This is a genomic window from Allosphingosinicella sp. (assembly GCF_059502505.1).
On record NZ_JCACEU010000016.1, the window covers coordinates 433,971 to 452,087 of the forward strand.

Sequence of the window (18,117 nt, forward strand, 5' to 3'; positions counted from 1 at the left end):
CGGCGTTCACTTTCTTCTTTCCGGAACCCTTGCAGGGCGGAGGCGCTGATGCAGCGTCGGGAAGGGCCAGTGCATGCGTGTCGGGACCAGCAGCAGCGCAATCAAGCGCGTGGCAAAGAGGGTCAAGGTCTTCCAGCCGGCGATGCTGGTCGCGGACGGCCGCGCGCGCCGTGTCCACCTGCTCGACGTCTCGGCCGCAGGCGCGCTCGTCCATGCCCAGGAGCCGGTGGCCAAGGGCGCGCAGGTGCGGGTGGAATGCGCCGGCGTGGTGCGCGACGCGGCGGTGCGCTGGAGCGAGGGCAAGCGATTCGGGCTGCTGTTCGAGCGGCAGCTGAGCGCGGAGCAGGTGGGGGCGCTGGCGGCGATCACATCGGATCCTCCTCGGACGGCGGCGTGAAGCCGAAATACAGGTCGCGCGCCTCAGCTTCGAGCGCCAGCCGCTCCGTCCGTCCGCGCCCCCATTCGAGCGCCACAGCCTCGGGATCGGCGCCGATCGCCGCCAGTTCGGCCGGCGTCAGCGCGCGCTGATAATCCGGGTCGCCCGGTTCGCCTGCCTCATAGAGGTCGAAGCCGGGCGGTGGCGGGAAGTGGGTCCGGAACTCGCCATCCTCCACCTCCCAGACCTCGCAATTGGCGAGTTCGTCCTCCTCGTCCTCCGCAACCGCAGCCTCGCCGGCAGGCTCGGCGCCGTGGCGTTCGAGGTAAAGCTGACGACTCCGACACATGCCATCTGTGCCGTCGGCTTCGCCGGAAAGCGCTTCCGACGGCCAGGCGTCCGCAGGCAGGCGGTCGAGGAAGCCGCTGAACTCTGCGCGCGCCCATTGCTCCTGGGTCCATGCGGACATCTTTGCCGGAGCGAGATCGGCGGTGCGGATCTCGTGGGGCAGGCCGACCTCGAACTTCTTGTAGGCGGTGAGGCGGGCGAGGAGGGAGGCGCTGGATTCCAGTTCTTCTGCCTCCTCCTGCTCCTTTGGCGCAGGCCCTTCAACCGCGCGGCGCGCATTCCGCGGCGAATGCTGGGGAGGAGAGGTGCGTGCCCTGAGGAAGGCCTCGGCGCCGTCGCCGCCGGCTTGGACGATGTCGAGGAACTGATCCCATTCGCCGGCGATCGTGTTGGCGACGGCGGCGCCTTCGCCCTGACCTTCGGCGAGGCGATCGAGCCGGGTGAGCACGGCCATGGTGAGGCGGTTGTCGTAGCGGTGGCGCTCGGCGACGAGCTGGCCGTCCTTGTAGATGCGATCGACGACGCCGTGGCGGGCGCGGCAGATCACGTCGTCGGCGATGACGCGGCGGGAAATCAGGATCGCCGCGTCCCAGGCGAGCGCGAATACGCGGCCGGCGGCACGCTTCCGGTAGCCATAGGCGCTGTCGCGGCTGATGCCGACGGCGCGGCAGGCGTCGGCGACGACGCCGGTCTGGGCCAGCGTGTCGAGGAAGAGGCGCTCGCGGTCGGGCGTCCAGCCGTCGTGGCGCGGCGCGCGCAGCGGCTTGGGGTCCGCCTTCGGGTCTTCGGGCCAGGCCTCGATCAGCTTGGCGGAGACGAGACCGGGAGCGGCGGGATCGCGGGTGAGATCGAGGCTGAAGTCCGTCGACATGTGCGGATGCCCCGGCTCGCGCCCGGCGCAGCGTATGCCATGCGAAAGGCCCCGATAAAAAGCCTTGGCCTCTTCTTCGGAGTCGAAGTCGGGAACGCGCCGTCGTCGTCGGCGTCGGTCTGCGCTTCGACGTCGCTCAGGCTGGAATGGAAAGGAGAGGCGGGCTCATAGGTCGCCGCCTCGGTGAGGGCGCTCTCATGCACGATGTGGTTCTCTGCCATTTGGCAGTATGAACCATAAAGGTGAGGCTGTAGGAAAGCCCCAGCGTTCCGCCCAGTGTCTGCTTTTGACCCCTAGCAGACGGTGCCTTCAGCGGTTAATCGGCCAATTCCGGTTGTTCACCTGCACGCCGGCGCATCTGGCTGGTGCCGTTCGTTCAGGCAACCATGATGTCAGCGATTGGGCGGCTTCCTGCGTGGCGGCGATCGTGGAAGAGCCGGTGAAAGCACCCATTGAAGCTAATGTCCCGCTTTGGCGGCTGTACGCCCTAGCCCGGTCGTTCTACCCTAACGGCGCCGAAGGTGCCGGCACGATCACTCGACGGTGCCGGCAACCTTCCCGCGCGTGATGCCGCGCTCGTTCACAGTATCCACCGAGAAGTAATAGCGCGTGCCGGCATTCAGCGTCGTCAGCGGCAACGATGTCGCACCGTCATAGACCTGATAGTTCTGGATCAGCAGGTCAGGCCGCGTACCCACGCGCACGACATAGAACTCGGCCCGTTGCGCGCGTTGCCACGAAACGACGCCCTTGCGGGGATCAGCCGTATCACGCCGACCACTGCCCGAAACGACCCGACCCGGCAGTGGCATGTCACCGATCCCGAACACGCGCAGGTCGTAGAGCGAGAACTTCTGATCATCCGGCGAATGGATGTTGCGGATGCGCACGAACCTCGCCCGCTGCGCCCTCGCCAGCACCTGATAGTCATGAGGAGCGTCGCGCCCGCTCGCCGATTTGTCCGATGGCAAGCGCGAGCTGACTGGCTGGATGCTGCTGTCGCGCGGCAAGCCGGTCAGTAGCCCGGCGAGATATCGGCGGCCTCGGACCACTCGCCGTTCATCGGATCGTCCGTGACCCATATTTTTTTCGTGCGCTCGCTGGCCGTCAGGTAGAGCTTGCCGTCGGACACGATCACCGTTGGGGCGAAGCGATTGACGCTGTAGCCGCGGCCTTCCACGAAGGTCCAGTTGCGCAGGTCCGTAGACCACCAATAGCCTTTCGAATGCGAGGCGAAGAGCCAGTAGCGCCCCTTGAAGCGCACGATCGTGGGGTCAGCCGCCTCGCGATACGAGGGCCCGCGCGTGCGCGGCTGGTAGCGGTAGGGCAGGTCGATCGGGTTCGCGAAGGTGGCCAGCCGCCGCGGTTGGGAAGCGGCAGAATGGGCCACTCCGGTGAACAAGATCAAGGCCAGGGCAAATGGAGCGAGCCGAGAGGCAGATCGCGTGGACCGTTCAACGTGTTTAGCCATCGTTCTTCCTCCCGTCCGGCGGCCGCGCGCGCGCACGCCACCAGCTGAAGTCCGCCTGTAGAACGTGGGGTGCGATTGGCAATTCCCGGCTCACGGCTCCAGTCGCGAGCAATGCCTGTTCGAAGTGCCGGCCATTGTGTCGCGAATGTCAGCTTACTTGTGTCGTATGTCCGAAAGCCGCCAAGCAGCAAGCGTCCACGAGCAGGCGTTCCGCCCGCCAAAGCTATGTCCGCTTTCCACCCATAGCCGACATTCCGATGACCCCTGGCCGGGAACACTGGAGTGGGCTGAGAACGCCAAGAGCGACTAGGCTTGCGAAGTGGCTTGAGCGAAGACCGCAAATCCTTTCAGATAGGCTTGAAGCCTTGCCGCTACGGCCTGGTCCGTGAGCTTGCCCTCCTCATCGAACACCGTTCGAGCGCTCGAGACCATCAGTCGGCCGCCTGTCCACAAGGTGCAGCCGAGGGTGCGCAGGACCGGAAGCCACGCATTTTGCGACAGGATCGTGCCGAAGCCGCCGGGGGAGGCGCCGATCAGGGCGACGGGCTTGCCGCCGAAGACGCGCGGGATGTCGGACGAGGGGCGCGAGGCCCAGTCGATGGCATTCTTGAACGGGCCGGGGATCGAATTGTTATATTCGGGCGTGACGAGGAGGAGCGCGTCGGCGGAGGCGATCGCCTCCTTCAGCGCGACGACGGAGGCGGGGATGCCGCTCTCGGTCTCGACGTCGCCGTCATAGAGCGGGATGCCGGCAATGGTGTGGCGGCGGAGCTCGACCCCCTCGGGGAGCAGGTCCGCGGCGGCGTGCAGGAGGGCGGTGTTGAGCGAGGCGCGGCGGGCGCTCCCGGAGATGCCGGTGATGATCATGGGCACGGCTTAGCGCGAGAATCGTCGAGCCGCGAACCTTCTTGCAATCACCTGCGTCGCGGACCGCCGCGCTTCATCTCAGGACGGCGACGCCTTCCTTGGCCCAATCCTTGTCGACGTCGACGCCCTGTTCGGCCCACATCTGGCGGGTCCAGCAGCGGACCGGCTCGACACGGCTGCCGGTGATCCGCTCGACGCGCATGCAATATCTGGCGCTCGCGCCTGCGGCCGGGGCGGTCATGCCCGGTTCGGGCCCCGTCGCGGGCATCGGCTGGACGGCGGCGGTGATTGCCAGAGCGGCGACCATTAGATGTGCCATGTCGTTTCTCCCATTGATGGCAACGCTGGCCGGCGCAGATTAGCGCCTTTCCCGCAGCGATGCGAGCGTGATCCGCACGCGGCGGAGGGAAGGGTTTGGACGAGAGTGTGCCGCTTTGGTGCCGAATGTAAAAAACAAAAAAAGGGGGCTTTTGAAAATTTAATAATCCGTTATCCATGCGAGCGATCGATTCATCGTAGGGGGAAAAGATGCGCAAGTTCAGCATGATCGTCGCTGCCGGATTGCTGGCGGCCAGCGCGCTTGGGGGCGCGGCCCAGGCGGCCGTCACCGTGGTGACGCCGACCTCCGGGGGCTGGAACAACCTGCCGTTCGAATCGCGCCTCGGCGCGACCGCGGAGATCACCGACACCGCAGCGCGCAGCGGCAACGGCTCGCTGGAGCTGACCGGCGACCGCACCCGCTTCGCCACCGGCACCATCTATCCAAATGCAGGGAGCACCAAGCTCTATGACCTCAGCGACGTCACCGCGCTGACCTTCGACTGGATGATCGCGGCGGGTTCGACCAATCCGTATAATGCGGATTATACGCCGGCGCTGCGGCTGCACATCTTCGATGCGGGCTCGAACTCGCGCAAGGAGCTGATCTGGGAGGGCGCCTATAACGGCGTCTACGGGACGCAGACCAACCCGGGCAATTGGTACACTTCGGGCGTCAACGACAAATTCTACATCACCGGCGGCAACGTGAACCAGGGCAAGACGATCGCGGACTGGGCGTCGTTCCTCGACACTGGTTCGTTCGTCGCGGGCATCAGCGTCGGCAGCGGCGGCGGCGCCGGGATCGGCTACCATGCTTTTGCCGACAACGTCACGATCGCGACGCTGAACGGCTCCACCACCTACAATTTCGAGACTGGCGTCGTGCCGGAGCCCGCGACCTGGGCGATGCTGATCACCGGCTTCGGCGCGGTCGGCTTCTCGATGCGGCGCCGCAAGGCCGCCAGCGCGACCGCTCTGGCCTGATCCGCTGCTCTTCGAGCAAAGGAACGCCGCCGGTCGCGAGACCGGCGGCGTTTTGCTGTTCGCTTCAGTCGATCGTCACATCGCCGACGTGCGGGCGCGGGACGCGCTGTGGCCGCCATGGCGATAGAGGATGTCCTGGGCGGTGGTGCGGTCGATGCCGGCGTCGCCGGTGTCGACAGAGACGAACACGCCGCCGCCATGGATGCGCTCCTCATAGTAGCTCGCGTCTTCCTCACTGACGCCGTGCTTGGTGAGGAGGCCGGAAAGCCCGCCTGCCAGAGCGCCCGCGCCGGCGCCGATGGCGGCGCCTTCGGGAATGGCCGAGCCGGCGATCGCGCCGGCAGCGGCGAGCGGGCCGACGCCCGGGATGGCGAGCGCGGCAATACCGAGCAGAGCGCCGACGCCGGCGCCGCCAAGCGCGCCCTTCAGCAAGCCTTCGCCCTTCTCCTTCGCCTCATGGGTGTTGGCGTCGCCATAGTCACCGTCACCAGAATCGCGGCGGGCGATGACGGAGAGCGCGCTGTCGCGCACGCCGGCGCTGCGCAGTTCAGAAACGGCTCGCTCGGCCTCGGCATGACTGTCGAACACGGCGGATACGATGTGATTCATAACTACTCCTGCGGCTTGGGAAACGGGCGCATGCCCGAGCCGGAGAACGGTCTGTGAATCAGTACGTTCCGCCCGCGGCGGGCCTAGTTCATCAGCTCCACCGCCATCGCGGTCGCTTCGCCGCCGCCGATGCAGAGGGTGGCGAGGCCGCGGCGCTGGCCGTGGGTCTCGAGCGCCGACAGCAGGGTGGCGAGGATGCGGGCGCCTGATGCTCCGATGGGATGGCCCAACGCAGTTGCGCCGCCGTGGACGTTGAGGACTTCGCGGGAGATGCCGAGATCGCGCATCGCGATCATGGCGACGCAGGCGAAGGCTTCGTTGACTTCCCAGAGGTCGACGTCGCCGACGCTCCAGCCGGCTTTCTCCAGCGCCTTCTGCACGGCGGGGACGGGGGCGGAGGTGAACTTGTTGGGCGCCTGGGCGTGGGCGGCGTGGGCAATGATGCGGGCGACGGGCTTGACGCCGAGGCGGTCGGCGACGCTTTGGCGAGTGACGATCAGGGCCGCGGCGCCGTCCGAGATGCTGGAGGCGTTGGCGGCGGTGATGGTGCCGTCCTTGGCGAAGGCGGGCTTGAGGTTCGGGATCTTCTCCGGATTGGCCTTGCCGGGCTGCTCGTCGCAGGTGACCACGTCCTCGCCCTTGCGGGTGGTGACGGTGACGGACGTGGTCTCGCGGTCGAAGGCGCCGCTCCTGATCGCTTCGGTGGCGCGGCGGAGGGATTCGATGGCGTAATCGTCCTGTTGGGCGCGGGTGAATTGATATTCGCGGGCGGCGTCCTCGGCGAAGGTGCCCATGGCGCGGCCGGCATCATAGGCGTCCTCAAGGCCGTCGAGCATCATATGGTCGTAAACCGTGTCGTGGCCGATGCGGGCGCCGGCGCGGTGCTTCTTCATGAGATAGGGGGAGTTCGACATCGACTCCATGCCGCCGGCGACGATCAGGTCGGCGGAGCCGGCGGCGATCATGTCGTGGGCGAACATGGCGGCCTGCATGCCGGAGCCGCAGACCTTGTTGATGGTGGTCGCCTCGACCGACTTGGGGAGACCGGCGCCCAACGCGGCTTGGCGGGCAGGGGCCTGGCCGAGGCCGGCGGGGAGGACGCAGCCCATGAAGATCTTGTCGACCTGATCACCCGAGACGCCGGCGCGTTCGATCGCGGCTCGGACGGCGGTGGCGCCGAGCTCCGTCGCGGGCACGCCGGCGAGCTGGCCCTGGAAGCCGCCCATCGGGGTGCGGGCATAGGAGAGGATGACGATCGGGTCGGCAGCGGTGGCCATGTGTGCAGCGCTCCAGCGTTGTCGCTCGGACGAGCGGGGGTGTTGGCGCTGCACATAGGCGGGGAGCGGCGCTTGTTCAAACTTCGCGGGCTCTGCTAGGGCGCCGGGCAAACAGGAGAGAGACATGTCCGAGATCGGGCTCGACTTCGCCCTCGGCGAGATGGCCGACACCATCCGCGAGACCACCGCCCGCTTCGCCGCCGATCGGATCGCGCCCTTGGCCGCGCGGATCGACGAGGAGGACTGGTTCCCGACCGAGCTGTGGCCGGAGATGGGAGAGCTTGGGCTGCACGGCATCACCGTGGCGGAGGAGGATGGCGGGCTCGGGCTCGGCTATCTCGAGCATGTCGTGGCGCAGGAGGAAGTGGCGCGGGCGTCGGCCTCGATCGGGCTCAGCTACGGTGCGCATTCGAACCTGTGCGTGAACCAGATCAGGCGCTGGGCGAACCCGGAGCAGAAGGCGAAGTATCTGCCCAAGCTCATCTCCGGCGAGCATGTCGGCTCACTCGCGATGAGCGAGGCGGGGGCGGGGTCGGACGTCGTCTCGATGACGCTCAAGGCGGAGAAGGTGCAGGGCGGCTATGTGCTGAACGGCACCAAATTCTGGATCACAAATGCGGCCTATGCCGACACACTCGTCGTCTATGCGAAGACTGGCGAGGGGAGCCGCGGCATCACCACCTTTATCATCGAGAAGGACATGGCGGGCTTCTCGATCGGACAGAAGATCCCGAAGATGGGGATGCGCGGGTCGCCCACCGCGGAGCTCGTGTTCAACGACTGCGAGGTGCCGGAAGAGAATGTGATGGGGCCGGAAAATGGCGGCGTCGGGGTGCTGATGTCAGGGCTCGATTATGAGCGGACGGTGCTCGCGGGCATCCAGCTCGGGATCATGCAGGCGTGCCTCGACGTGGTTATTCCGTACGTGCGGGAGAGGAAGCAGTTCGGGAAGCCGATCGGGGCGTTCCAGCTGATCCAGGCGAAGGTGGCGGACATGTATGTCGCGCTGAATTCGGCGCGGGCATACGTCTATACGGTCGCCAGGAATTGCGATGCGGGGAAGACGACGCGGTTCGATGCGGCGGGGGCGATTTTGCTGGCGTCGGAGAGCGCGGTGAAGGTGAGCCTGGAGGCGATCCAGGCACTGGGCGGCGCCGGCTACACGAAGGATTGGCCGGTCGAGCGCTACATGCGCGATGCCAAGCTGCTCGACATCGGCGCAGGCACCAACGAGATCCGCCGGATGCTGATCGGGCGCGAGCTGATCGGCGCGGCATGAACCTGCTGGCGGTGGCGGCGGCAATCGTCATCGCAGCGACGGGCGCCATCCACTCGGTGCTCGGCGAGCGGCGGATGATCATGCCGCTGCTGGCCAAGGGCGCCTTTGCGGCCATGCCGCGCGTCGGCCGGGCGGTCCGCTTCACCTGGCACATGTCGACTTTGTTGATGGTGCTGACGGCTTTGACCGTCGCCTGGCCGGGAACGCCGATCGTCATCGTCCGGCTGATCGGCGCGGCCTATCTGCTGCTCGGCCTGCTGTCGCTCGGGATGACGCGCGGGCGGCATATCAGCGGGCCGCTCTTCACTGCGGCGGGGTTGCTGTCCCTCGCAGCGTCCATGTAAATTCCTGATCGGGCGCCCTGAATTTCTCCCTCCCCACTTGCGGGAAGGGTCGGGAGGGGTGCTGGGCGTAAGGCCGGCGCGCGACTGCGTCGCGCACCCCCCTCTCCAACCTCTCCCCCGCAAGGGGGGAGAGGCTTTTCACCAAATCCGGACGCGGGCTTCCGGCTCGAGGTAGAGCTTCTCGCCCGGCTTCACATCGAAGCTCGAATACCAGGCATCCAGGTTCCGCACGATCTCGGCGCGCCAGCGGCTGGGGCTGTGGCCGTCGGTGGCGACGAGCTGGCGCAGGGTGGCGTCGCGATATTTGCCGCGGCGGCTCTGGCCGTAGGCGATGAAGAAGCGCTGGTCGCCGGTGAGGCCGTCGATCACCGGCGCTTCCTTGCCGCCCAATGAGGCCTTGTAGGCGTCGTAGGCGGCAGCGAGGCCGGCGAGGTCGGCGATGTTCTCGCCGAGCGTCAGCTCGCCGTTGAGCTTGAGGTCCGGGAAGACCTGATAGGCGTCGTACTGCTTCACCAAAGCGTCGCCGGCGGCCTTGAACTTCGCCAGGTCCGCCGGGGTCCACCAGTTGCGGACGCGGCCGTCGGCGTCGAAATCGGCGCCCAGATTGTCGAAGCTGTGGCTGACTTCATGACCGATCACCGAACCGATTGAGCCATAATTGAAGGCTGGGTCGGCGCTGGCGTCGTAGAAAGGCGGCTCAAGGATGCCGGCCGGGTAGTTCATCGCATTTTGAAGCGGCAGGAAGACCGCGTTCACAGTGTGCGGATAGAGCCACCATTCGCGCTTATCGACCGGCTTGCCGAGCTTGGCGATCTGGTGCGCATATTCCTCCTCCTGCGCGCGCCAGGCATTGCCGAAGGCGTCGCCGGGGCGGACGTCGAAGCTGGTATAATCGCGCCAAGTCTCGGGATAGCCGACGCCGACTTCCAGTGTCTCGATCTTGCGGCGGGCCTCGGCTTTGGTGGCCGGGGCCATCCAGTCGATGCCCTGGACGCGGCGGTCGAACGCCGCCTTGATGTTGGCGACCATCTGCTCGATGTCGGCCTTGTTCTTCGCGGGGAAGTGACGCTCGACATAGATCTTGCCGACGGCGTCGCCGAGCGCGCCGCTGGTGGCGCTGATGGCGCGCTTCTCGCGCGGGCGCTGCTGCTTCTGGCCGGACAGGGTCTGGCCGTAGAAGGAGAAGCGCAGGTCGTCATAGGCCTTGGGCAGGACGGCGGCGAAGCGGCTGGCGGTGTGGAATTTCAGCCAGTCCTTCCAGACGTCGAGCGGCTCGCTCGCGACGAGGGCGGAGATGCCGGTGGTCGGCGCGGCGTGCCAGGCGATGAAGTCCTTCTCCTGTCCCAGCTTCGCGCCGTCGAAGAAGGCGGCCCAGTCGATGCCGGGCGCCTTGCGGCTGAAGTCGGCGCGGGTCCAGAGCTCGGCCTTCTTCGCGTCCTGGGCGTCGACGGCGGAGAGATGGGCGCGGGCGATCTTGGTCTCGAGATCGAAGATGCGGGCGGCGCGGGTGGCGGCGTCCGGGACGCCGGCGAGCGTCAGCATGTTGGCGATATAGGTGCGGTAGGCGCCGCGCACCTCGGTCATTGCCGGGGTGTCGGAGAGGTAATAATCCCGCTCGGGCATGCCGAGGCCGCCCTGGAGAAGATAGGCGACGTTGCGGCTCGGATCCTTGGGCGCCTGGGCGACGAAGATGCCGAACAGATTCTCGGTCCAGAAGTTGGTGGCGTTCAAGGGATCGGTGTCGGCGCGCATGGTGGTGCCGAGCAGGCGCGAGAGGGCGCGCTTGTCGCGGACGGCGTCAATCGAGGCGAAGACCGGCTTCAGCGGCTCGGCGCCGCGGCGCTCGATCGCGGCGGTGTCGAGATAGGCGGAATAATAGTCGCCGATCCGACGCTCGTCGTTGCCGGCGGCGGCCTGGCCCCTGGCAGCGCCGGTGATGATGTCGATGTTGCGCCGTTCGACCAGCTCGGCGACCGTGACGAAGGTGCCGATCGAGGTGCGGTCGGCGGGGATCTCGGTGCGGGCCTTGTAGGCGCCGTTGGCATAATCGTCGAAGCTGTCGCCTGGCGCGGCATTGCGGTCGATGCCCTGGAGATCGACGCCGACGGTTCCGGTGGACTGGAAGGCAAGAGCGGGTGCGGCGGTGGTGAGCAGCAAGGCGGCTGCGAGCAGCTTGGATCTCTTCATGTGGGCTTTCTGGTTGAACGCGGTGGCATCCCCGCCGCTTTCTTAAGCGGGGACGATGCCGCTGCCTAGACGCTTCCCATCCCGGTGCCGGGCGGCTAGGCAGTGCGCCGCTTAGAGGGCCAACAAGGGGAGCCGCTTCAGCATGCCAGGATCTGCATGAGCATGGCGGACATCCTCGAATGGTATGCGACGGTGAGCGGCGTGATCGCGGCGCTGATGCTGGCGGGCGATTTCGGGCGGAAGGTGACGGGCTTCGGCTTCGTCCTGTTCTGCACGATGAACGTCGCTTGGATCATCTTCGCCCAGATGGACGATACCGCTGGACTGATGTGGCAGAACATCATCCTCTTCGCGGTCAACGCGCTCGGCATCTATCAATATCTGCTGAGCCCCAAGAACCGGCGGAAGATGAAGGCGGTGGAGCAGGCGGTCGAGAAGTTCGAGGAGCGTGAGGCTGCGGCAGAGGGGCGCGCATGAGCCAGCTCACCAGCAAGATCGATGACGGATCGGAGACTTACCGCAGATTTGCTGCGCACAATCGGCGGCTGGCGGAGGAGCTGAGGGAGCGGGTTGCCGAGGCCGCGCTCGGCGGGCCGGAGAAGCATCGCGAACGGCATGTGAGCCGCGGCAAATTGCTGCCGCGCGACCGGGTGACGCGGCTGCTCGATCCGAGGTCGCCTTTCCTAGAGATCGGACAGCTTGCCGCGGGCGGCATGTACAAGGACGAGGCGCCGGGGGCGGGGATGATCGCCGGGATCGGCCGCGTCTCCGGGCGCGAGACGATGGTGGTCGCCAACGACCCGACGGTGAAGGGCGGGGCCTATTTTCCGCTGACGGTGAAGAAGCATCTCAGGGCACAGGAGATTGCGCGGGAGAACAGGCTGCCCTGCGTCTATCTGGTCGACAGCGGCGGCGCGAACCTGCCGCACCAGGCGGAGGTGTTTCCGGACCGGGAGCATTTCGGTCGCATCTTCTACAATCAGGCGCAGATGAGCGCGCAGGGCATCGCGCAGATCGCCTGCGTGATGGGGAGCTGCACGGCAGGCGGCGCCTATGTGCCGGCCATGTCCGACGAGACGGTGATCGTGCGCAACCAGGGCACGATCTTCCTCGGCGGGCCGCCGCTGGTGAAGGCGGCGACGGGGGAGGTGATCTCGGCCGAGGATCTGGGCGGCGGCGATCTGCACGCGCGGCGCTCCGGAGTGGTCGATCATCTTGCCGAGAATGACGAGCATGCGCTCAGCATCGTGCGGAGCATCGTGGGGCGGCTGAACACAGTGAAGGCAGTCGATCTCGATCTGGCGGAGCCGGTGGAGCCGAAATTCGACCCGGAGGAGCTCTATGGGATCATTCCGGACGATGTGCGCACGCCCTATGACGTGCACGAGGTGATCGCCCGGATCGTCGACGGGTCGGAGTTTCACGAATTCAAGCCGCTGTATGGCTCGACCTTGGTGTGCGGCTTTGCTCGCATCTGGGGCATGCCGGTCGCGATCCTGGCGAACAACGGCATCCTGTTCAGCGAGAGCGCCTTGAAAGGCGCGCATTTCATCGAGCTTGCCTGCCAGCGGCGGACGCCCTTGCTGTTCCTGCAGAACATCTCCGGCTTCATGGTCGGCGGCAAATATGAGGCGGGCGGCATCGCCAAGGACGGGGCAAAGCTGGTGACGGCGGTGGCGACCGCGCAGGTGCCGAAGGTGACGGTCTTGATCGGCGGCAGCTTCGGCGCCGGCAATTACGGCATGAACGGCCGCGCCTACGGCCCGCGCTTCCTGTTCACCTGGCCCAACAGCCGGATCAGCGTGATGGGCGGCGAGCAGGCGGCGAGCGTGCTGGCGACGGTGCACAAGGATGCCGACCGGTGGACGCCGGAGGAGGCAGAGGCGTTCAAGGCGCCGATCCGGCAGAGGTATGAGGATGAGGGCAACCCCTACTATGCGACGGCGCGGTTGTGGGACGACGGCATCATCGATCCGGCACAGACGCGAGACGTGCTGGGGCTCGCCTTCGCAGCGACTCTGAACGGGCCGATCCCCGAGCGGGCGCAGTTCGGCATCTTCAGGATGTGAGGCAACCGATGTTCAGATTGCCTAAGACGCCGGATGTCGAGGAGGCGCTGCTCCATCATCTTCAGCAAATTGGAGGTGGAGGTCGCCCCAGTGACATCTATCGGCCGCTCGGAGAGCTCTTCGGCCTGAGCATCGCCGATCAATCTGCCCTGATGCCGTTTCAGAATGAGAGGCATTGGGACAATCGCGTGCGCACCGCCAGGAAGCACCTGGTCGAGCGAGGCCTGCTCGATAATAGCCGGCACGGCGTTTGGCAGCTGACCGAGGCCGGGTTGCAAGCTTCGACGGCAGCGGGACATGACTTCAGACGCCGCGAAATGGAGCTCATCGTGGAGCCGGACTCGAAGATGGCCACACAGGCTCACCCAAAGCTGATCGGGTCCCTACTAATTGCTAATCGGGGCGAGATCGCGTGCCGGATCATCCGCACCGCCCGGCGGCTCGGTATCCGCACGATCGCGGTCTATTCCGATGCGGACGCGAAGGCGCTGCACGTGCGGGAGGCGGATGCGGCGGTGCATATTGGGGCGAGCCCGGCACGCGAGTCGTATCTGATCGGGGAGAAGATCATCGCTGCCGCCCGCGAAACGGGGGCGGAGGCGATTCATCCGGGATATGGGTTCCTGTCCGAGAATGCGGACTTTGCGCAGGCGGTGATCGATGCGGGGCTGGTCTGGGTGGGGCCGAAGCCGTCCTCCATTCGGGCGATGGGGCTGAAGGATGCGGCCAAGAAGTTGATGGACGAGGCGGGGGTGCCGACCACGCCTGGCTATCTGGGGGAGGATCAGAGCCCCGAAAGGCTGCAGCGCGAGGCCGATGCGATCGGCTATCCGGTGCTGATCAAGGCCGTGGCGGGCGGCGGCGGGAAGGGGATGCGGCGGGTCAATGCGTCCGCCGAGTTCGCGGACATGCTGACGAGTTGCAAGCGCGAGGCGGCGGCTTCGTTCGGTGACGATCGGGTGCTGATCGAGAAATATATCCTGCGGCCACGGCATATTGAGGTGCAGGTGTTCGGCGACAGCCATGGCAACGTCGTCCACCTCTTTGAGCGCGATTGCTCGCTGCAGCGGCGGCACCAGAAGGTGATCGAGGAAGCGCCGGCGCCGGGCATGGACGAGGCGACGCGGGCGGCGGTGTGCGGCGCGGCGGTGAAGGCGGCGCAGGCGGTCGACTATGTCGGCGCGGGGACGATCGAGTTCATCGCCGATGCCTCGGAGGGGCTGAAGCCGGACCGGATCTGGTTCATGGAGATGAACACGCGGCTCCAGGTCGAGCATCCGGTGACCGAGGAGATTACCGGGCAGGACCTGGTCGAATGGCAGCTCCGCGTTGCTTCCGGAGAGCCCTTGCCGCTGAGGCAGGAGGAGCTGTCGATCCGCGGCTGGGCGATGGAGGCGCGGCTCTACGCCGAGGATCCGGCGCATGAGTTCCTGCCTTCGACGGGGCGGCTCGACCATTTCGTGCTCGGCGGGCTGATTCGGGTCGATACGGGCGTCGAGGAAGGCGACCGGATCAGTCCCTATTACGACCCGATGATCGCGAAGCTGATCTCGACCGGCGCCACGCGGGATGAGGCGATCGACCGGCTGGTGGACGTGCTCGAGCAGGTCGAGGTGTGGCCGGTGAAGACCAATGCCGCCTTCCTCGCCCGCGCTGCGGCGGATCCGGATTTTCGGGCGGGGGAGGTGGATACCGCCTTCATCCCTTCGAAGATCGACAGCCTGGTGCCCGATCCCGCGCCGCCGGAAGGCGTCTGGGCGCTCGCGGCGAATGCGATGCTCGCCTCCGATTTCGGCGGGCGGTTCGAGACGCTCGACCCGTGGACGGCGCTGCAGGGCTTCCGCGCCAATGCCGCGGCGGACCTCCGCGTCGCATTGCGCCACGGGCACGAGACGCGCAGCCTCGCCGCGGGTGGCGACGAGGCGATCGAGGGCGTCGCGACGGCGCATGGCGAGACGATGCTGGTCTTCTCCGAAGGGCAGGCCTTCGCCTTCGGCTTGCCGGGCAGCGGTGGCGGGGCAGGGGCCGGCGGCGCTTCTGACGGCACCTTGCTGTCGCCGATGCCGGGGCGGGTGATTGCGGTTGATGTGCGGCAGGGCGACCGGGTGACCAAGGGGCAGAAGCTGCTGACCCTGGAGGCGATGAAGATGGAGCACAGCCTCGCCGCGCCGTTCGACGGGCAGGTGGCGGAGCTGAATGCGAATGCGGGGGAGCAAGTGACCGAAGGCACGTTGCTCGTGCGCATCGAGAAGGACGGGGACTGATGCCCGGGCGCTATTTCGACGAGTGGACGATCGGCGACAGGCTGCAGCACCAGCCGCACCGGACGGTGACCGGGACCGACAACCTGCTCATCTCGACGCTGACGCACAATCCGCAGCCGCTGCATCTCGATGCGGAATATGCGGGTGCGACCGAGTTCGGGCGGATCGTCGTCAACGGCACTTTCACCTTCGCGCTGATGGTGGGGCTCAGCGTCGGCGATACGACGCTCGGCACGCTGATCGCGAACCTCGGCTACGACAAGGTGCGGATGCCGAAGCCGGTCTTCATCGGCGATACGCTACGGGCGGAGACCGAGGTGACTGGGCTCAAGGAATCGCGGTCGCGGCCGGACGCCGGGATCGTCACGTTCGAGCACCGCATGCTGAACCAGCGGGACGAGCTGGTCTGCGTCTGCGAGCGCACGGCGCTGATGCAGCGGAGGCCGGGGTGAGGCTGCGCTCGCTCCTGTTCGTGCCGGGCGACCGGCCGGACCGGATGGAGAAGGCGCTGGGGACCGGCGCCGATGCGCTGATCCTGGACCTGGAGGATGCAGTGGCGCCGGCGGCGAAGGCTGAGGCGCGTGAGCAGGTGGCGCATTTTCTGGCCGCCAACCCGGACGCGCCGCTTTGGGTGCGCATCAACCCGCTGGACAGCGAGGCTTGCGCCGACGATCTTGCCGCGATCGCTACGGGACAGCCGGCCGGCATCGTTCTCCCCAAGGCGGAAGGCGGAGCCTCGGTCTCGGAACTTGCCCGCCGACTCGATGCGGCGAACATCGTCCATGCCGGCATTCTCGCCATCGCCACCGAGACGCCGGCGGCGATGTTCCAGCTCGGCAGCTATGGCGGCGCAGAGCGGCTCGCCGGGCTCACCTGGGGGGCCGAGGACCTGCCCGCCGCGATCGGGGCGTCGACCAGCCGCGAGGAGGATGGCCGCTTCACCCCACCCTATGAGCTGGCGCGCTCGCTCTGCCTGTTCGGCGCGGCCGCGGCGGGAGTGGCGCCGATCGAGACGGTCTATCCCGCGTTTCGGGACCTCGAGGGACTGGCCGCCTATGCGGCGCGGGCGTGGCGGGACGGCTTCACGGGCATGATGGCGATCCACCCGGCGCAGGTAGAGGTGATCAACGCGGCCTTCACGCCGAGCGAGGCGGAGGTCGAGCATGCCCGCGCGGTGGTCGCTGCGTTCGAGGCGAATCCGTGCGCTGGGGCGCTGTCGCTCGACGGCAGAATGATCGACCGGCCGCATCTGGTGCAGGCACAGCGGACGCTCGACGCCGTCCGTGACTGAAGGCTTTGCCGGCCTGCCCGGCGGGGCGTGGACCGCGCTCGGCTTCGTGATGGGCGCGATCGTCGGCAGCTTTCTTGCCGCCTTGCTTGTGCGCTGGCCCTCGGGGCGATCGGTGCTGCGGGGTCGGTCGCAATGCGATTCGTGCGGCGAGAAGCTGGGCGCCCGCGACCTCGTCCCGATTCTCTCCTACTTCCTGGTCAAGGGCCGCTGCCGCCGCTGCGGGGCGGAGATCGATCGCAAGCACCTCGCGGCGGAAGCGGGAGCGGCGCTGATCGGCCTCACCGCGATCGCGGCGCACCCGCTGCCGATCGCGATCTTCACAGCTTTGTTCGGCTGGTGGCTGTTCCTGCTCGCGGCCCTGGATGTCGAGCATCACTGGCTGCCGGACCGGCTGACGCTGCCGCTGATCCCGGCCGGACTCGCGGTCGGGTGGCTCGGCATCGGGCCGCCGCTTGAGTTGCGGATTATCGGGGCGGTGGCGGGGTTCGCATCGCTGGCGCTGATTGCCTGGGCCTACCGAAGCCTGCGCGGGCGCGAAGGGCTCGGGGGCGGCGACCCGAAGCTGTTCGCGGCGATCGGCGCCTGGCTCGGCTGGGCGCAGCTTCCGTTCGTGCTGCTGGGGGCGGGGCTGATCGGGCTCGCTGCGATCCTGGTCATGCGGCTGCGCGGCACCAAGGTCGCCGCGACCGACCGGCTTCCGCTCGGCACCCTGACGGCGCTTGCAGCGTGGCCGATCTGGCTGCTGATCGCTGGCTAGGCGTTCAGCGGGGATTCAACCAGCGGCCGGCATAAAGAGGCTTCGGGCGGCGTGGTTCCCTAGACTCGCCGCCCGAGCCTTCTCCCGCCGGCCGCTTCAGCCCCAGGGCCGCTCCCGGAACCACTTGGTCACGATATATTTGACGCCCGCGCGCACCTTCATGCCGTGGTGCATGGTGTTGGGATTGACGCTGCCGTCGGCCAGACAATTGTCCCATGCGAGCAGCTTGCCGAGCTCCGGCTGCACCGTCTTGCCGATGGTGGTGAAGCGGGTCGCGCCGCCCGCGCCGACGTCGTTCAGATAGATCATCACAGTCCAGGTGCGGTTGCCGGCGACCGAGCAATAGATCGGGTAGTCGGCGCCGCCCGGTTCGAAATAGTCGGTGTGAGCCTTGAACTCCTGTCCAACCGCATAGCGCTGGCCCTGGATCGGCTCGCCATGCGCCGGGTCGAGCCCGGTGAGGGCGATGATCTTCGCATCGAGCGCGGCGACTGCGGGGTGCGTGCCGTCAAGGTCGCAGGTCTCGCTGGTGCGGAAGGTCGGATCGCCCAGATCGTCGGCGATGGTCGAGGGCCGTCTCTTCTCGTCGATCAGCCCGATGATCTCCGCGCATTCCGCCTCGTCGAGGAAGCGCTTGCGGATGAACAGGTTGAGCTTGGGCGAGGGAACCCGTTGCACGCCGGCATGAGCGGCGATGGTGGCGGCGGTCTGCATCAGCCGAAACTAGCAGCGCCGCCACCCTGCGCCAGCGTGGATTCGCGCGCCGCAGCGCATCCTAAGCGTCAGATTGTTGTCACATTTC

The 18,117-nt window shown here is 67.1% G+C and carries 19 protein-coding genes; 10 read left to right on the plus strand and 9 right to left on the minus strand.

Annotated elements, in window-relative coordinates; all coding sequences use genetic code 11:
- The first annotated feature begins 109 nt into the window (after positions 1–109).
- Positions 110–397 carry a PilZ domain-containing protein gene (locus AC5JBD_RS10465; protein WP_495721734.1) on the plus strand — a complete coding sequence of 96 codons (288 nt, stop codon included), beginning with the start codon at positions 110–112 and terminating at the stop codon, positions 395–397.
- Here the strand turns inward: AC5JBD_RS10465 and AC5JBD_RS10470 are convergent.
- The 5 genes from AC5JBD_RS10470 to AC5JBD_RS10490 form a co-directional block, all read right to left on the minus strand.
- Positions 366–1,595, minus strand: a complete 1,230-nt coding sequence (locus tag AC5JBD_RS10470; protein WP_495721735.1) for a hypothetical protein — start codon at positions 1,593–1,595, stop codon at positions 366–368. The two genes, AC5JBD_RS10465 and AC5JBD_RS10470, sit on opposite strands and share 32 nt — an antisense overlap.
- Positions 1,596–2,128: 533 nt before the next feature.
- Entirely contained in the window at positions 2,129–2,605 is a 477-nt protein-coding gene (locus AC5JBD_RS10475) for a hypothetical protein (RefSeq protein WP_495721736.1), read from the minus strand.
- A 5-nt stretch (positions 2,606–2,610) separates the two neighbouring features.
- Positions 2,611–2,985 carry a hypothetical protein gene (locus tag AC5JBD_RS10480; RefSeq protein ID WP_495721737.1) on the minus strand — a complete coding sequence of 125 codons (375 nt, stop codon included), beginning with the start codon at positions 2,983–2,985 and terminating at the stop codon, positions 2,611–2,613.
- Positions 2,986–3,372: 387 nt separating this feature from the next.
- A complete protein-coding gene (locus tag AC5JBD_RS10485; RefSeq protein WP_495721738.1) occupies positions 3,373–3,933 on the minus strand; it encodes an NADPH-dependent FMN reductase in 561 nt (186 codons plus the stop codon).
- A gap of 73 nt (positions 3,934–4,006) precedes the next feature.
- Positions 4,007–4,252 carry a hypothetical protein gene (locus tag AC5JBD_RS10490; protein ID WP_495721739.1) on the minus strand — a complete coding sequence of 82 codons (246 nt, stop codon included), beginning with the start codon at positions 4,250–4,252 and terminating at the stop codon, positions 4,007–4,009.
- A gap of 209 nt (positions 4,253–4,461) precedes the next feature.
- On the opposite strand from AC5JBD_RS10490, the gene AC5JBD_RS10495 reads away from it, so the two are divergent.
- Entirely contained in the window at positions 4,462–5,238 is a 777-nt protein-coding gene (locus tag AC5JBD_RS10495; protein ID WP_495721740.1) for a PEPxxWA-CTERM sorting domain-containing protein, read from the plus strand.
- A 75-nt stretch (positions 5,239–5,313) separates the two neighbouring features.
- Here AC5JBD_RS10495 and AC5JBD_RS10500 read toward each other — a convergent pair whose 3' ends face one another.
- Positions 5,314–5,847, minus strand: coding sequence for a hypothetical protein (locus AC5JBD_RS10500; protein ID WP_495721741.1), 534 nt, complete (start codon positions 5,845–5,847; stop codon positions 5,314–5,316).
- Between the two features lie 83 nt (positions 5,848–5,930).
- The gene (locus AC5JBD_RS10505) at positions 5,931–7,124 is read right to left on the minus strand and encodes an acetyl-CoA C-acyltransferase (RefSeq protein WP_495721742.1); all 1,194 of its coding nucleotides are present in this window, start codon (positions 7,122–7,124) and stop codon (positions 5,931–5,933) included.
- Positions 7,125–7,248: 124 nt separating this feature from the next.
- Between AC5JBD_RS10505 and AC5JBD_RS10510 the strand changes: the two genes are divergently transcribed.
- Both AC5JBD_RS10510 and AC5JBD_RS10515 read left to right on the plus strand, forming a co-directional pair.
- Entirely contained in the window at positions 7,249–8,403 is a 1,155-nt protein-coding gene (locus tag AC5JBD_RS10510; protein WP_495721743.1) for an isovaleryl-CoA dehydrogenase, read from the plus strand.
- The gene (locus AC5JBD_RS10515) at positions 8,400–8,747 is read left to right on the plus strand and encodes a hypothetical protein (protein ID WP_495721744.1); all 348 of its coding nucleotides are present in this window, start codon (positions 8,400–8,402) and stop codon (positions 8,745–8,747) included. Before AC5JBD_RS10510 ends, AC5JBD_RS10515 begins: the two co-directional genes overlap by 4 nt.
- Before the next feature lie 138 nt (positions 8,748–8,885).
- On the opposite strand, the gene AC5JBD_RS10520 is transcribed toward AC5JBD_RS10515, so the two are convergent.
- Positions 8,886–10,934, minus strand: a complete 2,049-nt coding sequence (locus AC5JBD_RS10520; RefSeq protein WP_495721745.1) for a M13 family metallopeptidase — start codon at positions 10,932–10,934, stop codon at positions 8,886–8,888.
- A 162-nt stretch (positions 10,935–11,096) separates the two neighbouring features.
- Here AC5JBD_RS10520 and AC5JBD_RS10525 point away from each other — a divergent pair, with 162 nt between their 5' ends.
- Genes AC5JBD_RS10525 through AC5JBD_RS10550 form a run of 6 tightly spaced genes read left to right on the plus strand, consistent with a single transcriptional unit; the run spans position 11,097 to position 17,315 of the window.
- Positions 11,097–11,411 (plus strand): hypothetical protein, encoded by a 315-nt coding sequence (locus AC5JBD_RS10525; RefSeq protein WP_495721746.1) that lies wholly within the window; start codon positions 11,097–11,099, stop codon positions 11,409–11,411.
- Positions 11,408–13,003: a carboxyl transferase domain-containing protein gene (locus AC5JBD_RS10530; RefSeq protein WP_495721747.1), complete on the plus strand. Its 1,596-nt coding sequence runs from the start codon at positions 11,408–11,410 to the stop codon at positions 13,001–13,003. The genes AC5JBD_RS10525 and AC5JBD_RS10530 overlap by 4 nt, the downstream gene beginning before the upstream one ends.
- 8 nt (positions 13,004–13,011) lie before the next feature.
- On the plus strand, positions 13,012–15,267 hold the full coding sequence (locus AC5JBD_RS10535) for an ATP-binding protein (RefSeq protein WP_495721748.1): 2,256 nt from the start codon (positions 13,012–13,014) through the stop codon (positions 15,265–15,267).
- The gene (locus tag AC5JBD_RS10540; RefSeq protein ID WP_495721749.1) at positions 15,267–15,719 is read left to right on the plus strand and encodes a MaoC family dehydratase; all 453 of its coding nucleotides are present in this window, start codon (positions 15,267–15,269) and stop codon (positions 15,717–15,719) included. Before AC5JBD_RS10535 ends, AC5JBD_RS10540 begins: the two co-directional genes overlap by 1 nt.
- Positions 15,716–16,558 (plus strand): HpcH/HpaI aldolase/citrate lyase family protein, encoded by an 843-nt coding sequence (locus tag AC5JBD_RS10545; RefSeq protein ID WP_495721750.1) that lies wholly within the window; start codon positions 15,716–15,718, stop codon positions 16,556–16,558. Before AC5JBD_RS10540 ends, AC5JBD_RS10545 begins: the two co-directional genes overlap by 4 nt.
- Complete coding sequence (locus AC5JBD_RS10550; protein ID WP_495721751.1) at positions 16,551–17,315, plus strand: prepilin peptidase; 765 nt, start codon at positions 16,551–16,553, stop codon at positions 17,313–17,315. The genes AC5JBD_RS10545 and AC5JBD_RS10550 overlap by 8 nt, the downstream gene beginning before the upstream one ends.
- Positions 17,316–17,411: 96 nt before the next feature.
- Here AC5JBD_RS10550 and AC5JBD_RS10555 read toward each other — a convergent pair whose 3' ends face one another.
- The gene (locus AC5JBD_RS10555) at positions 17,412–18,029 is read right to left on the minus strand and encodes a prolyl hydroxylase family protein (protein WP_495721752.1); all 618 of its coding nucleotides are present in this window, start codon (positions 18,027–18,029) and stop codon (positions 17,412–17,414) included.
- Positions 18,030–18,117 lie beyond the last annotated feature (88 nt).